This is a genomic window from Nonomuraea fastidiosa (assembly GCF_042751225.1).
Classification (GTDB): domain Bacteria; phylum Actinomycetota; class Actinomycetes; order Streptosporangiales; family Streptosporangiaceae; genus Nonomuraea; species Nonomuraea fastidiosa.
The window spans coordinates 3,050,649-3,066,961 of sequence record NZ_CP170570.1 but is presented as its reverse complement, the minus strand read 5'-3'; the positions used below and the strand labels follow the sequence as shown (position 1 = coordinate 3,066,961).

Below are 16,313 nucleotides of genomic sequence, written 5' to 3'. Positions count from 1 at the left end.
GCGGCAACTTCCTGCGGCCCCTTGATCTCCCGGACACACCACATGCTCGGAAGGACTTCCACTCTAATGTTCAAGAAGATGCCCGGCGAAGAGTCGCAACGCATCGTCTCCACCACCCCGGACACGGCCGTCGTGTTCAAGCCGGCCGTCGTCACGACCCCGGCCTTCATCACCCTCGCCGTCTTCGTCGCCCGCCTCGTCGCAGGTCTGGCACGCACGATCTGGCGGCATCCCGTGGCGGTGGCGGTGGCCGTCGCGCCGCTCGCGCTGTGCTGGCTGTACGGCTGGAGGGCCGGCCTCCTGCTGACCGTTCCTCCGCTCACGGGCCTGGCGACGTGGGCCGTTCTCGATCGGACGTCGTTCGCCCGCCTGGTGGGCCGGCGGCTGCTGGCCTGGTGGCGACTCGTCTGGATCTACCGCCGTCTCTGGCAACCCGTCGTGATCATCTCCGGGCTCGGCAAGCACCTGCAAGGCCGCGACTACCTCCCGCGTCTCGGCAAGGTCACCTGCACCGCATGGGCCGACCTGGTCACCGTACGCATGCTGAACGGCCAGACGGTCAAGGACTGGACCGACCGCGCCGATCACCTGGCGCACGGCTTCGGCGCTCCCTCCTGCCGCGTCTCGGTTCTCAAGGCCGGTCGGCTGCTGCTCACCTTCCCGCGTCACGACCCCCTCGCCGACCCGCTGCCGGCGCTTCCCATCCCGGACCGGACGAGCGTCGGACCGGTCGAGATCGGCAAGCAGGAGAACGGCCTGCCCTGGCGGCTCAAGGTCCACGGCACGCACATCCTGGTGGCCGGCGCGACGGGTGCGGGCAAGGGCTCGATCATCTGGTCCACCATCCGAGGGCTGCTCCCGGCCGTCCAGGCGGGGCTCGTCGAGCTATGGGCGCTGGATCCGAAGCTCATGGAGCTGTCCTTCGGCCGCGACCTCTTCGGACCTCGCTACGCCGCCACCCCCGAGGCATGCGCCGACCTCCTCGAACAGGCCGTCAAGGTGATGCAGGAACGGGCCGCCCGGTTCGCCGGGGTTCAGCGCTCGCACACGCCCACGACCCAGGACCCGTTCATCCTGGTCATCGTCGATGAGGTGGCCTTCCTGACCGCCTACCAGGCCGACAAGCACCTGCGGCAACGCATCACGGCGGCGCTGGCCACGCTCACCACCCAAGGCCGCGCGGTCGGCATCGGCGTCCTGGCGGCCCTCCAGGACCCGCGCAAAGAGGTCATGAACATCCGCAACCTTTTCCCCGACAAGATCGCCCTCCGGCTGGACGAGTCCGAACAGGTGGACATGGTCCTCGGCGACGGCGCCCGCGATCGTGGCGCACTGGCCGATCAGATCTCCCCCGACCCGGCCAAGGGCGCCGGCGTCGGCTACGTCCGCCTGGAGGCCAGTCCTGACCCGATCCGGGTCCGCGCCGCCTACGTCTCCGACGACGACATCCACGCCATGGTCAGCGCCTTCGCCCGCCCGAGGGCCTTCGGCATCGACGGAAGGGAGGCCCTATGACGGATCGCTCCGTGCCCAGGGCGGTGCGGCTGACCCGGCCGCTGGCCCGGGAGGTGGTCAAGGAGGTCGCCAAGCGGTACGGCGTGTGCATCCGCCCCGTGGCCTTCCAGCGCCTCGACACCCGCACCGGCCGTACGGAGATCGTGGACGTACCCTGCGGGGCGACCCTGGAGTCCGCCTGCCCGCCGTGCGCCAAGCGCAACCGTCAGCTCCGCATGGCCCAATGCCGCGAGGGCTGGCACCTCGACCACGAACCGGCCATCACACCCAACGAGCCGGACGAGGAACAGCGCCGGCTGGTCGAGTTCCGCGCCGACGTCCACGCCCAGCAAGAGGCCGCCGGACGAGCAGGCCAGGACAGCACCGGCCTCGACATCCTCGCCGAGGGCTTGGACGAAGAGATCACCAAGGCCGGGATGCGCGGTCACGTCACCGGTCGGACCACCGGCCGCCGTGTCCGTTCCACCAGACGACGCCAGGACGCCCCGGACCTGCCCAAGCGCAAGATGGCCGCCACCACGCTGGGCCGTACCTTCACCGCACCGGACGGCCGGGTCTACCGGCCCTCGATGTTCATCACCCTGACGCTCCCGTCCTACGGCAAGGTGCGCGACGGCGTGCCCCTCGACCCGGACACCTACGACTACCGGCGCGGCGCCCGCGACGCCCTGCACTTCTCCAAGCTCATCGACCGCTTCGTGCAGAACCTGCGCCGGGTGGCCGGATACGATGTGCAGTACTTCGCCACCGTCGAGCCACAGCAACGCCTCGCCCCGCACCTGCACATGGCCATCCGCGGCACACTGCCCCGCGCCGAACTCAAGCAGATCATCGCCGCCACCTACCACCAGGTCTGGTGGCCACCCACCGACACCATCCGCTTCGAGGGAGACCACCTGCCGCTCTGGCAGGACGGGACCGGCTACCTCGACCCCGACACCGGCGAAGTCCTGCCCACCTGGGAACAGGCCCTCGACCAGCTCGACGCCGACGATGATGCCCAACCCCTCCACGTGGTCGGCTTCGGCGAACAGCACAACATCCAAAGCGTGCTCGCCGGCACGCCCGCCGCCGGCAAGTGGCTCGGCTACCTCACCAAGTACCTGACCAAGAGCCTCGCCGACCCGCTCGACGCCGCCACCGACGACCAGGCCCGCCGCGACCACGCGGCCCGGCTCGTCGAAGCCCTCCGCTTCGAGCCGTGCTCACCCACCTGCGCCAACTGGCTCCGCTACGGCATCCAGCCTAAGAACGCCAGGCCCGGCATGCAGCCCGGCCGCTGCCGTGGCAAGGCCCACAAGCCCGGACACCTCGGCTACGCCGGACGCCGCGTCCTGGTCTCGCGCAAGTGGTCCAACAAGACCCTCGCCGAACACAGGCAGGACCGCCGCACCTGGGTCCTGGAAGCCCTCGGCCACCCCGACCAGCCCACCGACCCGCACCGCTACATCTGGAAGCCCGTCCCGGCCGGCGACGCGAACGTACCGCCCCTCGCCGTACGCCTCCTCCGCTCAGTCGCCGAACGCCAACGCTGGCGAGCCCACATGAACCGGCTAGAGCAAGATCTTTCGGCAATCGGAGAGGAGGCGGCGTAGTGGACAAGCTCCTGAGGGTGGATGAGGCGGCTGAACTCCTCAGCACCACCCCGCGCTTCGTCCGGCGGCTGATCGCTGAACGGCGGATCGAGTTCGTCAAGCTCGGCCGGCTGGTGCGCATCCGGGAGTCGGCCCTGATCGCCTACGTCACCGCCGGCACCGTCGCCCCCATGAACGCGGGAGACACCCGCCGGTCGCCGGGGAGGGCCGCCTGATGGCCAAGAGGGAAGGTCGCCGACGTTTCGGCAGCATCCGTAAGTTGCCCTCCGGTCGGTTCCAGATCCGCTATCCCGGCCCTGATGGCCGGCTGCGCACCGGGACCACGACGTACCGAACGAAGACCGACGCCGACCGGGCGCTGACGCTCATCGAAGCTCAGATGATCTCGGGCGAGTGGACGGACCCGGATCGAGGCAAGGTCCGGCTCGCCGACTATGCCCGCGCCTGGATCAAGGAACGTCCGGGCCTGCGCCCCAAGACGGTGGAGCTGTACACCTGGCTGCTCGAACGCCACATCATTCCGACGCTGGGCGACGTGGCGGTCGGCAAGCTGTCCGCGCAGGCGATCCGCACGTGGCGCGCCGATCTTCTCGCGAACGGCGTCTCCGTCTCGACTGCGGCCAAGGCGTACCGCCTGCTGCGCGCCATACTGATGACGGCCGTCGAAGAGGACCAGTTGATCGCGCGCAACCCGTGCAGGATCAAGGGCGCCGACAACGAGCACACTCCCGAACGGCCCGTCCTCACCGTGCGCCAGGTCTTCGAGCTGGCCGACCGGATGGCCGACAAGCGCTTCAAGGCCCTCATCCTGCTGGCCACCTTCGCGAGCCTGCGCTGGGGTGAGGTGATTGCCCTCCGTCGTAGCTCGATCGACCTCGACGCGCGGACGGTGACGATCCGCGAACAGCTCCTCGAACTCGACAACGGCGAGATGCGCCTGTGCCCGCCCAAGTCACGCGCCGGCAGGCGCACGGTCAGCATCCCCGCAGTCATCATCCCTGTCCTCGCCGAACACCTCGCCGCGTACGTCGATGAGGCCGACGACGCCTTCGTCTTCCTCGGCAAGCGCGGGGCGTTCCTTCGGGGCAGCAACTTCCGGCGCGAGGCCAGGTGGGCGGAGGCGCTGAAGGAGATGGGACTCCAGGGCTTGCACTTCCACGATCTCCGGCACACAGGCAACACCCTCGCCGCGCAGTCCGGCGCGAGCCTTGCCGACCTCAAGGCGCGGATGGGGCATGACAGCGACCGGGCGGCGCTGATCTACCAGCACGCCACGCGCGACGCGGACCAGCGGATCGCCGACGCGCTGAGTGCCCGCGTCGCGGCCGAACAGCAGAAGATCGCCGACAGCTAATGGCACGTGGATGGCACGAACGCCCCGCACCGAGATCGGTGGCGGGGCGTTTCGCCTGGTGGAGCCTAGGAGATTCGAACTCCTGACTTCCTGCTTGCAAAGCAGGCGCTCTGCCAACTGAGCTAAGGCCCCTTCGACGAAGATAGCTTACCGGGCCGATGAAGCCACCTGCGTCGTACCGAGATCATCACTGAGGACCAACCCAGGGAAGTCCTGGATGGAGTCGAGGATGTGGGTGGCGCCGCCCTTGAGGAGGCGTTCGCGGCTGTGGACGCCCGTCATGATGCCCGCGACGATGGAGGCGCCGGCGCGCTTGCCGCAGAGCATGTCGCTCTCCGAGTCGCCGAGCACGGCGACCTGGCGTACGTCGTCGACCCCCAGGCGGAGTACGGCGTGCAGGACCATGTCGGGCCAGGGGCGGCCGCGGCCGCCGGCGTCTTCGGGGGAGATGGCAAGATCGATCTTGTCGTGCCAGCCCAGGACGCTGAGGATGCGGCTCAAGGTGGTGCGGCTGAAGCCGGTGATCAGGGCGAGCTTGATGCCGTTGCCCCGGAGCTTGTCGAGGACCTCCAGGACTCCGGGCATGGGAGTGAGACCCGCCCGCTCGATCGCCCCCTCGTAGGAGCGTTCGAACGTCAGGTTCGCCGCCTGCGCTTGCGCCTCGTTCCCCGGGAAGATGCCGCGGAACACGTCGATCTTGGGGCAGCCCCGGGACCGGTGCACGTGAACCATGGCTCTCGCGTACGCTCCGGTCCCGGGCACTATGCCCTGAGTCGCGATCGCCTCAGCGAAGGCGCGCTCGACCATGGCGATGTCACCGACCGTGGTGCCGGCCAGGTCAAGGCACACCAGCTTGATGGGGACGATGTCACTCATCGCCTCGCCGGTCGGTTAGTTCTCGCTACCGGTCGCCTCGGTCCAGAGATCGAGCTCTGCGCGGTCGGCCTGCACCTTACGCCAGATCAGCAACCCCCCAAGGGCGATCAGCGCCAGAACGAGCAGCTTCTTCACGGTGTGACCCCACTTCTTCGACGGCCTCACCTGCCGGGGTGAGACCCAACGGTTGACAAGCAGCCTAGCAAGGTATGGCTGCGCTCCCTGTGTTGTGCGCGGACCAGATGGGTGGATTAGGCAAAGGACGGGCGTTCAATCCCTGGTGAGACCGCTATAACCCGTCACCTCGTGCGCGAAGACGGCGGCCGACGATGTCGGTCATCGACCCGTACGTTCCCCGTTCGTCGTCTACGTTCACGTCCACGTCCATGCGGCCGGCATCCTGTCGTTCTCCCATAACGGGCAACAGCTCGATCATGCCAAATATGCGGCCGAGGTGCGCAGGTCTCATTCCCCTTGCTTCCCCGGCCTCGGGCCGCGAGTGGCTCGCCTCCGTCCGGCGGTGACCGCATACACGGGAGGCCAGTGGGTACGGAGGGGCTGTATGTCATGGTTCGGGGGCGTACGGACGGTGTTGACATACCCCTTGGGGGTATATTACGTTCATCCGGTAACACACCGGAATGCCCAGACCCATACCTCGGGCATACCCTAGGGGGGTACGGTGTTAGACTCGCACCATAAAAGGACAGAAGCAGAGGGAGAGCCCGCCATGAGCACCGCCACCTACACCGTCAACGGCATGACCTGCGGCCACTGCGTGAGCTCCGTCAAAGAGGAGGTCAGCGAGGTTCCCGGTGTGACCGGCGTCGAGGTGGATCTCGCCACTGGCCTGTTGACGGTCAGCAGTGACGAGCCGGTGGCGCGCGACCTGATCGCCTCCGCGGTGAAGGAAGCCGGCGACGAGCTGGTGGATCGCCCATGAACGCCGCCGTCAAGCTCGGCTCCTACGTCCTGGGCCTCGCCGTCGTCTTCGGCGGCGCCCTGGGCGTGGGCAAGCTGATGGCCCCCTCCTCCACAGCGGCCGCGAGCAGCGAAAAGGCCCCGAGCAGCCAAGAGCCCGGCCAACAGGCCCAGCAGGCCCCCAAGAGCCACGGGCATACGACCGGCGAGCGCCAAGGGGTATCGGCCGAGGCAACCTCGGCGGCCCACGAGAACACCCCCGCGAAGGGCCACGAGCAGCAGACCGGCCATACCCCCGGGGGGCTCCAGGTGTCGCAGGACGGCTACACCCTCGACCTCATCGACTCGATCTCGACGAAGAAGGCCACCGACTTCACCTTCAAGGTCATCGGCCCCGACGGCACCCCCGTGACCGACTACGAGGTGGAGCACGACAAGAAGCTGCACTTCATCGTCGTCTCCCGCGACCTGACGAGCTTCCAGCACCTCCACCCCGAGCTCTCCCCCGACGGCACCTGGTCGGTACGCCTGAAGGCGCCGAAGCCCGGCCCGTACAAGGCGTTCGCGGACTTCATCCCCAAGGGCGGCGAGAAGCTGACGCTGGGCGCCGATCTGACGGCCGCGGGCGACTACGACCCCGACCCGCTGCCGGAGGCGAGCCGCACGGCGAAGGTGGACGGCTACACGGTCAGCCTGGACGGCGACCTGGCCCCGAACACCTCGACCAAGCTCACCCTCACGGTCAGCAAGGACGGCAAGCCGGTCGAGGACCTGGAGCCCTACCTGGGCGCGTACGGCCACCTCGTGGCGCTGCGCGCGGGCGACCTGGCCTACCTGCACGTCCACCCGGAGGAGAGCGACACGGCGGGCCCCGAGATCACGTTCTACGCCGAAGCACCGAGCCGGGGCGACTACCGTCTGTTCCTGGACTTCAAGCACAAGGGCGAGGTCCGTACGGCGAGCTTCACGGCGACGGCCGGCGGCGCGCCCGCCGGACACGGCGGCGACGGCCACACCCACTGACGGACACGAGGAAGGAGAGGTGACGATGACGTCTTCCCTCACCGAAGGCAAGTCCGTCGAACTCATGATCGGCGGCATGACGTGCGCGTCCTGCGCCAACCGGATCGAGCGCAAGCTCAACAAGCTGGACGGCGTGACCGCGACGGTCAACTACGCGACGGAGAAGGCGAAGGTCACCTTCCCCGTGGATGTCGACCCGCAGGTGCTGATCGCCGAGGTGGAGAAGGCGGGTTACACGGCCGAGCTGCCACCCCCGCCCACTCCAGCCCCTGACGGACAACAGGAGCAGAAGAAGGAACGCGACCCGCTCCGCGACCGGCTGATCACCGCGATCGTGCTGTCGGTCCCGGTGGTGGCGATGGCGATGGTGCCTGCGCTGCAGTTCGAGTACTGGCAGTGGCTGTCGCTGACGCTGGCCGCGCCGGTGGTGACGTACGCGGGCTGGCCGTTCCACAAGGCCGCGTGGACGAACCTGCGGCACGGCACGGCCACGATGGACACGCTGGTCTCGCTGGGCACGCTGGCGGCGTTCGGCTGGTCGGTGTGGGCGCTGTTCTTCGGTACGGCGGGCGTGCCGGGCATGACGCACCCGTTCGAGTTCACGATCGGGCGCACCGACGGCTCGGGCACGATCTACCTGGAGACGGCGGCGGCGGTGACCGCGTTCATCCTGGCGGGCCGCTACTTCGAGTCCCGCTCGAAGCGGCGGGCGGGCGCCGCGCTGCGGGCGCTGATGGAGCTGGGCGCCAAGGACGTCGAGCTGGCCGACGGGCGCCGCGTGCCGGTCGAGCAGCTCAAGGCCGGCGACAGGTTCGTGGTCCGGCCGGGCGAGAAGATCGCCACCGACGGCGTGGTCGAGGAGGGCACCTCGGCCGTGGACGCCTCGATGCTGACGGGCGAGTCGGTGCCGGTCGAGGTGCGGCCGGGCGACCCGGTGACCGGTGCGACGGTCAACGCGGGCGGCCGGCTGCTGGTGAGGGCCACCCGGGTGGGCGCGGACACGCAGCTCGCGCAGATGGCGAAGCTGGTGGAGGAGGCGCAGACCGGCAAGGCGCAGGTGCAGCGGCTGGCCGACCGCATCTCGGGCGTCTTCGTCCCGGTGGTGATCGCGCTGGCGATCGGCACGCTCGGCTACTGGCTGGGCAGCGGTGCGGGCGCGAGCGCGGCGTTCACGGCGGCGGTCGCGGTGCTGATCATCGCCTGCCCGTGCGCGCTGGGCCTCGCCACGCCGACGGCTCTTCTGGTCGGTACGGGCCGGGGCGCCCAGATGGGCATCCTCATCAAGGGCCCCGAGGTGCTGGAGTCGACGCGCAGGATCGACACGATCGTCCTGGACAAGACGGGCACGGTCACCGAGGGCAAGATGACGCTGACCGAGGTCCACCTGGCCGAGGGCGAGTCCCGCGACGAGGTGCTGCGGCTGGCGGGAGCGCTGGAGCACGCCTCCGAGCACCCGATCGCGCGGGCGATCGCCCGCGAGGCCGGCTCGAAGGCCACCGCCGAGGACTTCACGAACATCGAGGGCCTGGGCGTCCAGGGCGTCGTGGACGGGCACGCGGTGCTCGTGGGCCGGCCGCGGCTCCTGGAGGAGTGGTCGCAGCACCTGCCGGACAACCTCGTCCGCGCCATGGAGGAGGAGCAGGCCAAGGGCCGCACCGCCGTGGCGGTCGGCTGGGACGGCAAGGCCCGCGCGGTGCTCGTGGTGGCCGACGTGATCAAGCCGACGAGCAAGGAGGCCATCGCCGAGCTCAAGGCGCTGGGACTGACCCCGGTGCTGCTGACCGGCGACAACGAGGCCGTGGCGCGTACGGTCGCCGCCGAGGTGGGCATCGACGAGGTGATCGCCGGTGTGCTGCCCGCCGGCAAGGTCGACGTGGTCAAGCGGCTGCAGTCCGAGGGCAAGGTGGTGGCCATGGCGGGCGACGGCGTCAACGACGCCGCCGCGCTGGCCCAGGCGGACCTGGGCCTGGCCATGGGCACGGGCACGGACGCCGCGATCGAGGCCGGTGACCTGACGCTCGTACGCGGCGACCTGCGGGTGGCGCCCGACGCCATCCGGCTGGCCCGGCGCACGCTAGCAACGATCAAGGGCAACCTGTTCTGGGCCTTCGCCTACAACGTGGCAGCCCTGCCGCTGGCCGCTCTGGGGCTGCTCAACCCCATGATCGCGGGTGCCGCGATGGCGTTCTCCAGCGTCTTCGTGGTCAGCAACAGCCTGCGGCTGCGCCGCTTCTCGTGACAGCGACCATCTGGCGGCCGGCGCCATCGAGGCGCCGGCCGCCACGAACGCGGCGCCGGTCAGCAGCCAGCCGAGCGTGCCGCCGCCGAGCACGACCGTGGTGAGCACGGCGGGCCCGAGCATCCTGGCCACGGCCACGCCGCTGCCGAAGAACGCCTGGTACTGGCCCTGCCGGTCGTCGGGGGCGAGCCCGAAGCCGATCTCGAAGCAGCCGGCCGCCAGCCACAGCTCGGCGATCACCTGCAAAACCGCGGCGACCAGCAGGAACGCCCACCATGACGGGCTCAGCGCGAACACCGCGCAGGCGGCGAACATGATCAGCCCCGCCCGCCGTACCGCCGCCGCGGCGTCGTGCACCCCCTTGACCCGGCGGGCCACCCGCACCTGGCAGAGCAGCACGCCGCCGGTGTTGATCAGCAGCAGCACCGAAACGACCCAGGTGGGCGCGTCGGTACGGGCGGCGATCCACAGCGGCACGACCACGCTGAGCAGCGGCATGTAGAAGAGCATCACCGCGTAGATCAGCGTGACCAGCGCGTACGGCCGGTCCCTGAGCACGGCCAGGCGGGGCCCGGCAGGAGCGGGCTGCGGACGTACGGGGGACAGGCGGAGCAGCAGGACGGCGGCGATGAGGAAGGTCGCCGCGTCCAGCCCGAACACCGCCAGATACGCCTCCCGGGTGCCCGCGTGCAGCGCGAGACCGCCGATGGCGGCGCCGAGCGCCAGGCCGCCGTTGAGCGTGGCCTGCAGCACGGCCCGTACGACGGTCCGCTCCTCGGGCGGCGCCAGGGCGGCGAGCAGCGCCTGGCGGGCGGCCGACAGTCCGGTCTGCGCGGTGCCGTACAGGCAGGCGGCCAGCACGAACAGCGGGAACGTCCGTACCAGCAGGAACGACCCGACCGCGATGGCGGTCGCGAGCGCGAGCAGCACGGCGACGCCGCGCGGCCCGCGCCGGTCGGCGAGGTGCCCGAGCGGCACGCCGGCCACCGAACCGACGCCCCAGCCGAGGGTCAGGCCGATGCCGATCTCGGTGGGCGTGAGCCCGACGACGGTGGAGAAGTAGAAGGCGGAGGTGACCAGGAAGACACCGTCGCCGATGGAGTTCGCAAGCTGCGCCTGTGCCAGGATCCGCCGATATCTCATGAGGTGTACGCCCCCTGCCTCGCGTGCCGACGCCACCATCTTGGAGCCTGGCTTGTCCCGAGATAAGCTCCGATTTCCGGCGATTTGATTGGGCCAATCATGGACGTGCACATCACCCTCGAAGGCCGCCGTGACCTGGCCGCACAGGTGTACCGGCAGCTTCTCGACGCCATACTCGACGGCCGGCTCAGATCCGGCGAACGCCTCCCTCCGACCAGGGAGCTGGCCAGGCGGCTGGAGATCTCCAGGAACACCGTCGCCCTCGCCTACGACCGGCTGGTCGCGGACGGGTTCCTGGTGGGCAGGGCGGGCGCGGGCACGTTCGTGTCGGCCGAGCCGGTCAGGGGGCGGGCCGCGCCCAAGGGCGTCGTACGGCCGCGCCCGGTCTGGCGGGACCTGCGCCTCACCCCGAGCGGCATGCCGCCCGCCCGCTACGACTTCCGCGTCGGCGTCCCCGACGCCCGCCTGTTCCCCATGGAGACCTGGCGCCGCCTGGTGGCCCGCGAGCTGCGGGCGAGCGCCGCCGGTTACGCCGACCCGGCGGGCCACGAGCCGCTGCGCGCGGCCATCTCCCGGCACATCGGGCTTAGCCGCTCCGTGCACGCCGGCCCCGACGACGTGATCGTCACGAACGGCGCACAGCAGGCGCTCGACCTCATCGGCCGCGTGCTGATCGAGCCCGGCACGGTCGTGGCCGTCGAGGAGCCCGGCTACCCGCCGGCCCGGCTGCTGTTCCGCACGCTCGGCGCCAAGGTGGCCGGCGTGCCCGTGGACGGCGAGGGCATCGACGTCACCGCGCTGCCACGCCAGGCCCGCATCGTCTACGTCACGCCGTCGCACCAGTTCCCGCTCGGCACCCCCATGTCGCTGGCCCGCCGCGCCGCCCTGCTGGCCTGGGCCGAACGCCGCCGCGCAGTGATCATCGAGGACGACTACGACAGCGAGTTCCGCTTCGGCGACCGCCCGCTCGAACCCCTCCAGAGCCTCGACCGGGCCGGCCGGGTCATCTATGTGGGCTCGTTCTCCAAGACCCTGCTGCCCATGCTCAGGGTCGGCTTCCTGGTCGCGCCCGCCTCGCTCGCGCCGGCGCTGCGCGCGGCCAGGCAGCTCACGGACTGGCACGGCGCGCTGCCCACGCAGGCCGCGCTGGCCCGCTTCATCGACGAGGGGCTGCTCTCGCGGCACATCAGGAAGGCCACCCGCGAGTACGCCGCCAGGCACGCCATGATCGCCGAGGCGCTGGACGCCGACGAGCGGCTGCTGCCGGTGCCGTCCTCGGCGGGGCTGCACCTGTGCGCCCGCCTGGCTCCGGGCGTGCGCGTACGGCCGGGGGACGGGCTCGCGGTCGAGCGGCTTGAGTCGTACTGCGGGGAGGAACCGGCGCAGCACGGCCTGGTGCTCGGCTACGGCGCGATCCCCACCGACGCCGTGGCCGCGGGCCTGCGGCTGCTCAGGTCACGGATGTCGGCGGGTCCAGAAGCGGCGGTGGCGCTCTCCTGACATCTCCGAGTCGTCGGGCGGCGCGGGTTGCTGCACGATCACCACTGTCGTCCTCGCGTGCCGGGCGCAGTACATGCTGGTCGAGGGGAGGAAGATGCGGCTGAGCAGGCCGCGCCGCCCTCGCCCGAGCACCAGCAGATCGCCCTCGCGGGCCAGGTCGACAAGGTGGTAGCCGGGGTCGCCCACCCGTCCCACCGTCGCGATCGTCAGATCGTCGGGTACGCCGCCCGCCACGTCCTCGAACACGGATGTGATCACTTCGGAGCAGCGCGCCTCCTCGCCCTGACGCACCGCATGCTGCACGGGCAGCGCCTCAGGAAAAGGATGGACGGGCGCGCGGCTGACATGCACGGCCACCAGAGCCATCCGGTGCAGCCTGGCCGCCCCGATGGCCCAGGCCAGAGCCCAACGCGCGGCCGGGGACTCGTCGACCCCAACGATCAACCGCGGGCCGCCGGGCAGTTCCTGTTCCACGGTGCCTCCTGTTGAAGTACGACCATAGTGCGCCTACCCATCGGTTACCGGGAGGTGGCAGTTTGGGAACTCCGAAGTTTCCTTTGGAACGCGGATGGGACCCCAGGTCGGCGGCATGGCGGGTGGGGAGGCGGGATCTTTAGGCGGGGTATTTGTCCTGCCTTGAGAGGAACTTTTCTCTATAGCCCTTTAGGTGTTATTTGTGCACGTTTCCGGAGGGCTTCGCGGAAGGCTTTCAGATGAGCTTCAGCAGGGTCTCGTACAGGGTGTGGCGCTCACGCTCCGGCAGCGTCCGGTACGCCTGTCCCGCCCGGCGGTTCGTGTCCGCCTCGATCTCCGCGCGCAGCGGCCCGTCCTCCAGGCGTACGATCTCGGCCGCCGACAGCCCCGCCGCCTGCCAGGCCGCGGCGTGCGCGTCGGCGCGGTGGTAACGCAGCACGGCCAGCCGGTTGAACAGCAGCAGCCCCGGCGAGGACCCCTCCGGCTCGTACGGCGGTGACACCAGCTCGAACGCCCCGCCGGGCAGCCGGTCGGCGGTGTCCAGCACGCGGCCCACCAGCTCGGCGGCCTCGGTGAGGTCGCCGCCCGCCCAGACGCGTTCGACGGCGGCCTCGTGCAGCTCGTACAGGCGGTGGATGAAGGACCTGCCGGTGTCCGTCACGCGCAGTACGCCGTCGCCGTCCTCGGCCAGCGTGCCCTGGCGGAGATGCTCCCGGATGTCGGGCTCCGGGTCGGTGTACCGGAACAGCACGGCCAGCCCGCTGCGGGTCAGCGGGCGCAGCGGAAGGCTGAACCGCAGGTCGGACAGGAGCCCTGGAGTGAAGCCCGATGCCGCGGTGAGGCCGGCCACGGCTCTGACGGCGGAGGCGTGCACGTTGACGTGGGCGGCGTTGATGACCGGGGCGATCGCCTCAGCGAACTCCGACAGCTCCTGAAATTTCGGCATCGCTCCCGATTATGCGGCGACACCCCACGCCCCCGCACCCGTTCCCAAAACCCCCAAAACGCACGAGCAGGCCGCGGCGGCTGGTTTCACGTGAATCACAATCGCCCCCTGGGGCCACCCAAAGGCCCCCACCCACGACGGCGGAACAGCCCCACCCCACACACAACCAAGGATCGACACCCGGACCGCCAACACACCCCACCCAAAAGAACCCCCACCCACGACGGCGGGACAGCCCCACCCCACACACAACCGAGGATCGGCATCCGGACCGCCAGGGTCGCGTGGAATGCTAGGGACATGGCGCTGCCGTTCCGTCTTGCCCGCACTGCGGTGTTCGCCGCGGTGTGTCTGGGGCTGGGCGTCGCGGCGCACATGCTCGGCGGCGCATCGGTGCCGCCCGCGGCCGGGGTGTGGGCGTTCGGGCTGTCGTTCGCGGCGGCGTACCCGCTGGCGGGCCGCGAGCGTTCACTGACCGTGATCCTGCCGCTGCTCGCCGGCCTGCAGGTGCTGCTGCATCTGATGTTCTCGCTCTCTCACGCGGTGCTCGCACCGGACGGACCGGCCGCCCCGCAGCTCATGGCCGCGCACCTGCACTCGGGCCTGGTGCCGAACCTCGGCATGCTCATCACCCACGGCTGGGCGGTCGCGCTGACCGCGTTGTGGCTGGCGCGCGGCGAGGCCGCGCTGTGGGCGCTGCTGCGCCGCCTGGCCGTACGGCTGCTGGTGCTGTGGCTGCCGCTGCTGGTCACGCCTTTCTCCACGCCGCTGTGCACGACCGAGCCGCCCATCCTGCGCTCGGCCGTCCTGCGGCACGTCGTCAGCCGGAGGGGTCCGCCGCGGGCCGTCGCCGCCTGACCTACGTGGTCGGGCACGACGTTCCCCTCTCCATTCAGACGACCCACCGCCCGGCAGGGTCTATTTCGGCATGCCGGGCGGAGAAAGGCACTGCCATGTTCTTCCGTCATGCCCTCGTGCTCGCGGCCGCCGCGACGGCGCTGGCCGCCTGCGGCTCCTCGGCGGAGCCCGCCGCCGCACCGAGCCCGTCCCCGTCCGACTCCGCAGTGGCGGCGACCGGCGGGCTGAGCATCACCGACCCCTGGGTCAAGACCGCCGAGAAGGGGATGACCGCCGCGTTCGGCACGCTGGTCAACAACACCGACCAGCCGATCACCATCGTGTCCGGCAGCTCGCCGCTTTCCTCGGAGATCGAACTGCACGAGGTGGTGGAGAGCGGCGGCAAGATGGTCATGCGGCCCAAGGAGGGCGGCTTCGTGGTGCCCGCGCACGGCACGCACAAGCTGGAGCCGGGCGGCGACCACATCATGCTGATGGACGTCACCGAGGAGGTGCTGCCCGGGGCGCAGATCCCGTTCACGCTGCAGGTGCAGGGCGGCGAGCCGCTGGAGTTCACCGCCGTCGGCAAGGACTTCGCCGGCGGCGAGGAGGACTACCAGCCGGGGCACAAGTGATCACCCGGCGCGGGCTGCTCACCGGGGGCGCCGTCACCGCGGCCGGCGCCCTCGCGGGCTGTGCGAGCGACACCTCCGCCCGTACTCTCGACGTCGGCTCGCTGGTGCGCGAGGTCGCGACGGGCTCGCGCACCGAGCCCTTCTACGGCCTCCACCAGGCGGGGGTGGCCACGGAGCCGCAGGCGCACGCCGTGTTCATCGGCTTCGACCTGCGTCCTGGCACCCGCAAGGAGGCCCTCGTACGGCTGCTCAAGCTGCTCACCGACGACGCCGCCCGCCTCACCCAGGGGCGGCCGGCGCTCGCCGACACCGAGCCCGAGCTGGCCGCGAACCCGGCCCGCCTGACCTGCACGTTCGGGTTCGGGCCCGGGCTGTTCGACGCGGCCGGGGCGGACTCTCCGGTGCAGCCGCTGCCGCGCTTCGCCACCGATCGGCTGGACAAGCGGTGGAGCGGGGGAGACCTGCTCGTGCAGGTGTGCGCGGACGACAACGTGACGGTCGCGCACGCCGTACGGATGATCGTCAAGGACGCGCGGTCGTTCGCCCGCGTACGGTGGACGCAGCGCGGCTTCCGCTCCGCCACCCGGCGCAACCTGATGGGCCAGATCGAGGGCACCGGCAACGCCACCGACCTCGACAGAGCCGTCTGGATCGGGCAGGGCCCGCTGGCCGGCGGCACCACGCTGGTGCTGCGCAGGATCCGCATGGCGCTGGAGACGTGGGACGCCGTCGACCGCACGGCCAGGGAGTTCACCATCGGCCGCAGGCTCGACAACGGCGCCCCGCTCACCGGCGTCGCCGAGCGCGACGAGCCCGACTTCGCCGCGAAGAACCGGCTCGGGTTCCCGGTCATCTCCGAGTACGCCCACATCAGGCGCGCTCACGTGGCCGACCCGGCGCTGCGGCTGCTGCGGCGGCCGTACAACTACGACGACGGGCTGAGCCCGGAGGGCGAACCGGACGCCGGGCTGCTGTTCGCGTCGTACCAGGCGGACATCGACCGGCAGTTCGTCCCGATCCAGCGGATGCTGGCCGAAGGCGACCTGCTCAACGAGTGGATCACCACGATCGGGTCGGCGGTCTTCGCGATTCCGCCGGGGTGCGCGGAGGGCGGCTGGATCGGCGAGTCCCTGCTGTCCTGACCGGCCCGCCGGAGGGCCCCCACGAGGGGCCCTCCTCTCGGCGGGAGGCGGCGGCTGTCCTGGCGCTTCCGCGATCTTGCCCCCGTCGTGCTCGCCGTCTACGACCAGCGCGA

The 16,313-nt window shown here is 70.6% G+C and carries 15 protein-coding genes, 1 tRNA gene and 1 pseudogene; 11 read left to right on the top strand and 6 right to left on the bottom strand.

Annotation, left to right across the window (positions count from 1 at the left end; all coding sequences use genetic code 11):
* Positions 1-66: 66 nt before the first annotated feature.
* The 4 genes from ACFMQL_RS13980 to ACFMQL_RS13965 are packed head-to-tail and all read left to right on the top strand — an operon-like array spanning position 67 to position 4,464.
* A complete protein-coding gene (locus ACFMQL_RS13980) occupies positions 67-1,515 on the top strand; it encodes an FtsK/SpoIIIE domain-containing protein (RefSeq protein ID WP_378785855.1) in 1,449 nt (482 codons plus the stop codon).
* Positions 1,512-3,110, top strand: a complete 1,599-nt coding sequence (locus ACFMQL_RS13975) for a replication initiator (protein WP_378785854.1) — start codon at positions 1,512-1,514, stop codon at positions 3,108-3,110. Before ACFMQL_RS13980 ends, ACFMQL_RS13975 begins: the two co-directional genes overlap by 4 nt.
* Positions 3,110-3,325: an excisionase family DNA-binding protein gene (locus ACFMQL_RS13970; protein WP_378785853.1), complete on the top strand. Its 216-nt coding sequence runs from the start codon at positions 3,110-3,112 to the stop codon at positions 3,323-3,325. Before ACFMQL_RS13975 ends, ACFMQL_RS13970 begins: the two co-directional genes overlap by 1 nt.
* Positions 3,325-4,464: a tyrosine-type recombinase/integrase gene (locus ACFMQL_RS13965; protein ID WP_378785852.1), complete on the top strand. Its 1,140-nt coding sequence runs from the start codon at positions 3,325-3,327 to the stop codon at positions 4,462-4,464. Before ACFMQL_RS13970 ends, ACFMQL_RS13965 begins: the two co-directional genes overlap by 1 nt.
* Before the next feature lie 56 nt (positions 4,465-4,520).
* Here the strand turns inward: ACFMQL_RS13965 and ACFMQL_RS13960 are convergent.
* The 3 genes from ACFMQL_RS13960 to ACFMQL_RS13950 form a co-directional block, all read right to left on the bottom strand.
* Positions 4,521-4,596 (bottom strand) — tRNA-Ala (locus ACFMQL_RS13960).
* Between the two features lie 15 nt (positions 4,597-4,611).
* On the bottom strand, positions 4,612-5,340 hold the full coding sequence (locus ACFMQL_RS13955; RefSeq protein ID WP_364064679.1) for an HAD-IA family hydrolase: 729 nt from the start codon (positions 5,338-5,340) through the stop codon (positions 4,612-4,614).
* A gap of 15 nt (positions 5,341-5,355) precedes the next feature.
* Positions 5,356-5,475 (bottom strand): DLW-39 family protein, encoded by a 120-nt coding sequence (locus ACFMQL_RS13950; RefSeq protein WP_020542320.1) that lies wholly within the window; start codon positions 5,473-5,475, stop codon positions 5,356-5,358.
* 595 nt (positions 5,476-6,070) lie between these two features.
* Between ACFMQL_RS13950 and ACFMQL_RS13945 the strand changes: the two genes are divergently transcribed.
* The 3 genes from ACFMQL_RS13945 to ACFMQL_RS13935 are packed head-to-tail and all read left to right on the top strand — an operon-like array spanning position 6,071 to position 9,523.
* The gene (locus ACFMQL_RS13945; RefSeq protein ID WP_378785851.1) at positions 6,071-6,283 is read left to right on the top strand and encodes a heavy-metal-associated domain-containing protein; all 213 of its coding nucleotides are present in this window, start codon (positions 6,071-6,073) and stop codon (positions 6,281-6,283) included.
* On the top strand, positions 6,280-7,284 hold the full coding sequence (locus ACFMQL_RS13940) for a hypothetical protein (protein ID WP_364064673.1): 1,005 nt from the start codon (positions 6,280-6,282) through the stop codon (positions 7,282-7,284). The genes ACFMQL_RS13945 and ACFMQL_RS13940 overlap by 4 nt, the downstream gene beginning before the upstream one ends.
* Before the next feature lie 25 nt (positions 7,285-7,309).
* Complete coding sequence (locus ACFMQL_RS13935; protein ID WP_364064670.1) at positions 7,310-9,523, top strand: heavy metal translocating P-type ATPase; 2,214 nt, start codon at positions 7,310-7,312, stop codon at positions 9,521-9,523.
* A 411-nt stretch (positions 9,524-9,934) separates the two neighbouring features.
* Here the strand turns inward: ACFMQL_RS13935 and ACFMQL_RS13930 are convergent.
* A pseudogene (locus ACFMQL_RS13930) lies at positions 9,935-10,666 on the bottom strand (MFS transporter); the annotation flags it as partial.
* Between the two features lie 99 nt (positions 10,667-10,765).
* On the opposite strand from ACFMQL_RS13930, the gene ACFMQL_RS13925 reads away from it, so the two are divergent.
* The gene (locus ACFMQL_RS13925) at positions 10,766-12,166 is read left to right on the top strand and encodes a PLP-dependent aminotransferase family protein (RefSeq protein ID WP_378785850.1); all 1,401 of its coding nucleotides are present in this window, start codon (positions 10,766-10,768) and stop codon (positions 12,164-12,166) included.
* Here ACFMQL_RS13925 and ACFMQL_RS13920 read toward each other — a convergent pair.
* Entirely contained in the window at positions 12,122-12,640 is a 519-nt protein-coding gene (locus ACFMQL_RS13920) for a universal stress protein (RefSeq protein ID WP_364064664.1), read from the bottom strand. The genes ACFMQL_RS13925 and ACFMQL_RS13920 overlap by 45 nt on opposite strands.
* A 235-nt stretch (positions 12,641-12,875) precedes the next feature.
* The gene (locus ACFMQL_RS13915) at positions 12,876-13,586 is read right to left on the bottom strand and encodes a hypothetical protein (RefSeq protein ID WP_364064661.1); all 711 of its coding nucleotides are present in this window, start codon (positions 13,584-13,586) and stop codon (positions 12,876-12,878) included.
* Positions 13,587-13,886: 300 nt separating this feature from the next.
* Between ACFMQL_RS13915 and ACFMQL_RS13910 the strand changes: the two genes are divergently transcribed.
* The 3 genes from ACFMQL_RS13910 (at position 13,887) to ACFMQL_RS13900 (ending at position 16,200) form a co-directional block, all read left to right on the top strand.
* Positions 13,887-14,444 carry an MFS transporter gene (locus ACFMQL_RS13910; RefSeq protein WP_364064658.1) on the top strand — a complete coding sequence of 186 codons (558 nt, stop codon included), beginning with the start codon at positions 13,887-13,889 and terminating at the stop codon, positions 14,442-14,444.
* A 95-nt stretch (positions 14,445-14,539) separates the two neighbouring features.
* Entirely contained in the window at positions 14,540-15,058 is a 519-nt protein-coding gene (locus tag ACFMQL_RS13905; protein ID WP_364064655.1) for a copper chaperone PCu(A)C, read from the top strand.
* Positions 15,055-16,200 carry a Dyp-type peroxidase gene (locus tag ACFMQL_RS13900; protein WP_364064653.1) on the top strand — a complete coding sequence of 382 codons (1,146 nt, stop codon included), beginning with the start codon at positions 15,055-15,057 and terminating at the stop codon, positions 16,198-16,200. The genes ACFMQL_RS13905 and ACFMQL_RS13900 overlap by 4 nt, the downstream gene beginning before the upstream one ends.
* The last annotated feature ends 113 nt before the right edge of the window (positions 16,201-16,313 follow it).

Bases quoted from the DNA above. Each gene is read 5' to 3' on its own strand.
- ACFMQL_RS13980 (WP_378785855.1), top strand. From the start codon at position 67: ATGTTCAAGAAGATGCCCGGCGAAGAGTCGCAACGCATCGTCTCCACC.
- ACFMQL_RS13975 (WP_378785854.1), top strand. From the start codon at position 1,512: ATGACGGATCGCTCCGTGCCCAGGGCGGTGCGGCTGACCCGGCCGCTG.
- ACFMQL_RS13965 (WP_378785852.1), top strand. From the start codon at position 3,325: ATGGCCAAGAGGGAAGGTCGCCGACGTTTCGGCAGCATCCGTAAGTTG.
- ACFMQL_RS13955 (WP_364064679.1), bottom strand. From the start codon at position 5,340: ATGAGTGACATCGTCCCCATCAAGCTGGTGTGCCTTGACCTGGCCGGC.
- ACFMQL_RS13945 (WP_378785851.1), top strand. From the start codon at position 6,071: ATGAGCACCGCCACCTACACCGTCAACGGCATGACCTGCGGCCACTGC.
- ACFMQL_RS13940 (WP_364064673.1), top strand. From the start codon at position 6,280: ATGAACGCCGCCGTCAAGCTCGGCTCCTACGTCCTGGGCCTCGCCGTC.
- ACFMQL_RS13935 (WP_364064670.1), top strand. From the start codon at position 7,310: ATGACGTCTTCCCTCACCGAAGGCAAGTCCGTCGAACTCATGATCGGC.
- ACFMQL_RS13925 (WP_378785850.1), top strand. From the start codon at position 10,766: ATGGACGTGCACATCACCCTCGAAGGCCGCCGTGACCTGGCCGCACAG.
- ACFMQL_RS13915 (WP_364064661.1), bottom strand. From the start codon at position 13,586: ATGCCGAAATTTCAGGAGCTGTCGGAGTTCGCTGAGGCGATCGCCCCG.
- ACFMQL_RS13910 (WP_364064658.1), top strand. From the start codon at position 13,887: ATGGCGCTGCCGTTCCGTCTTGCCCGCACTGCGGTGTTCGCCGCGGTG.
- ACFMQL_RS13905 (WP_364064655.1), top strand. From the start codon at position 14,540: ATGTTCTTCCGTCATGCCCTCGTGCTCGCGGCCGCCGCGACGGCGCTG.